3 protein-coding genes are annotated in these 2,311 nt (G+C 73.4%); 2 read left to right on the top strand and 1 reads right to left on the bottom strand.

Going from position 1 to position 2,311, the window contains the following annotated elements; all coding sequences use genetic code 11:
• Positions 1-14: 14 nt before the first annotated feature.
• Both nadC and ACYVE9_RS23470 read left to right on the top strand, forming a co-directional pair.
• Positions 15-1,100 carry a carboxylating nicotinate-nucleotide diphosphorylase gene (nadC, locus tag ACYVE9_RS23475; RefSeq protein ID WP_461029888.1) on the top strand — a complete coding sequence of 362 codons (1,086 nt, stop codon included), beginning with the start codon at positions 15-17 and terminating at the stop codon, positions 1,098-1,100.
• A gap of 2 nt (positions 1,101-1,102) precedes the next feature.
• Entirely contained in the window at positions 1,103-1,909 is an 807-nt protein-coding gene (locus tag ACYVE9_RS23470) for a type III pantothenate kinase (RefSeq protein ID WP_461029887.1), read from the top strand.
• A 76-nt stretch (positions 1,910-1,985) separates the two neighbouring features.
• Here the strand turns inward: ACYVE9_RS23470 and ACYVE9_RS23465 are convergent.
• Positions 1,986-2,311: RibD family protein (locus ACYVE9_RS23465; RefSeq protein WP_461029886.1), on the bottom strand; the 326-nt coding region annotated here is incomplete at its 5' end.

Below are 2,311 nucleotides of genomic sequence, written 5' to 3'. Positions count from 1 at the left end.
CTCCGACCCGGCAGGTGCCCCCCGAGGGGGACCCGGCCGACGCCGCGACCGCGCTCCCGCAGGTCGGCGGCTGCGGTGACGGCTGCGGCTGCGCCGGCGAGGACGGCGACCCCTACACGGACCTGCCGGAGTGCGGGCTCGACCCGGACCTGGCCGATCTGCTCACCGACGCCGGGCTCGACCCGCTCCAGGTGGAGGACATCGCCCACCTCGCGATCGACGAGGACCTCGACGGCGGCGTGGACGTCACCACCGTCGCGACCGTGCCCGAACACGCCGTCGCCACCGGCGACTTCACCGCACGCCAGGCGGGCACCATCGCCGGGCTGCGCATCGCGGAGGCCGTTCTCTCCGTCGTCTGCACCGAGGAGTTCGAGGTCGAGCGGCACGTCGAGGACGGCGACCGCGTGGCCGCCGGCACCCGGCTGCTCACCGTCCGGGCCCGCACCCGCGACCTGCTCACCGGCGAGCGCAGCGCCCTCAACCTGCTGTGCCGGCTGTCCGGCATCGCCACCGCCACCCGCGCCTGGGCGGACGTGCTGGACGGCACCGGCGCGCGTGTGCGCGACACCCGCAAGACCACACCGGGCCTGCGCGGCCTGGAGAAGTACGCGGTGCGCTGCGGCGGGGGCCTCAACCACCGCTTCTCCCTGTCCGACGCGGCCCTGATCAAGGACAACCACGTCATCGCGGCAGGGGGCGTCGCCGCGGCCTTCAAGGCGGTCCGCGAGCAGTTCCCGGACGTGCCGATCGAGGTGGAGGTGGACCGCCTCGACCAGATCGAGCCGGTGCTCGCCGAGGGCGCCGACCTGCTGCTGCTCGACAACTTCAGCCCCGAGCAGACCGCGGAGGCGGTCCGACTGGTCGCCGGGCGGGCCCTGCTGGAGTCCTCCGGACGCCTCACCCTGGACAACGCCGCCGCGTACGCCGCGACCGGCGTCGACCACCTCGCCGTCGGTGCCCTCACCCACTCCGCACCGATCCTCGACATCGGCCTCGACCTGCGCGAGGAGACCGCGGAGCCCACCCGGGGCGCAGGCCCGGGCGGCGACGCCGACGACTCCGCCGCAGGCCGGGCCCCGAGCGACGAGGCGGTCTGACGATGCTGCTCACCATCGACGTCGGCAACACCCACACCGTGCTCGGCCTGTTCGACGGCGAGGACATCGTCGAGCACTGGCGCATCTCCACCGACGCGCGGCGCACCGCCGACGAACTGGCCGTGCTGCTCCAGGGCCTCATGGGCATGCACCCGCTGCTCGGCATGGAACTGGGCGAGGGCATCGACGGCATCGCGATCTGCTCCACGGTGCCGTCGGTACTGCACGAACTGCGTGAGGTCACCCGCCGCTACTACGGCGACATCCCGGCCGTGCTGGTCGAGCCCGGTGTGAAGACGGGGGTGCCGATCCTCATGGACAACCCCAAGGAGGTCGGCGCCGACCGCATCATCAACGCTGTCGCCGCCGTCGAGCTCTACGGCGGGCCGTGCATCGTCGTCGACTTCGGCACCGCCACCACCTTCGACGCGGTGTCCGCGCGTGGCGAGTACACCGGCGGTGTCATCGCGCCCGGCATCGAGATCTCGGTGGAGGCCCTCGGGGTGCGCGGCGCGCAACTGCGCAAGATCGAGCTGGCCCGGCCGCGCAGCGTCATCGGCAAGAACACCGTCGAGGCGATGCAGTCCGGCATTCTCTACGGCTTCGCCGGCCAGGTCGACGGCGTCACCGAGCGCATGGCCAAGGAACTGGCCGGACCGGACGGCGATCCCGACGACGTCACCGTCATCGCCACCGGCGGGCTGGCCCCCATGGTCCTGGGCGAGTCCTCGGTGATCGACGAGCACGAACCGTGGCTGACCCTGATCGGCCTCCGCCTCGTCTACGAACGCAACGTCTCCCGCACGTAGAGGCGTTGCCCGCCCCTCCCGTATCGCCTGCGCCTTGCGGTACCGCCCGGCCCGCACCGCGACGCCCGCACCGGGGTCAGTGGTGCGGGCGGGCGATCAGCCGGACGTCCGGCCCGGACCGCGCCACGTCCAGGAGTTCGCACCGCAGGATGTCGTCCATCGTCCCGATGCCGCCGCCCCCGAGCGCGCTCCTGCCGCGACCGAGCAGCGCGGGCGCGATGTAGGCGATGATCCGGTCGACCAGCCCGGCCGACACGAAGGACGCGGCCAACGTCGGCCCTCCCTCCAGGAACACCGCCCGCACCTCACGGCTGTGCAGCTCGCCCAGCAGCGCGGCCAGGTCCAGCCCGCGGCCGTGCTCGGCGCGCGGCAGCCGGACCACGGTGGCCGCCGTCCCCGCCA

This window comes from Streptomyces sparsus (assembly GCF_054776295.1).
The sequence above is the reverse complement of the archived record's forward strand: the minus strand, read 5'-3'. Positions and strand labels throughout refer to the sequence as shown.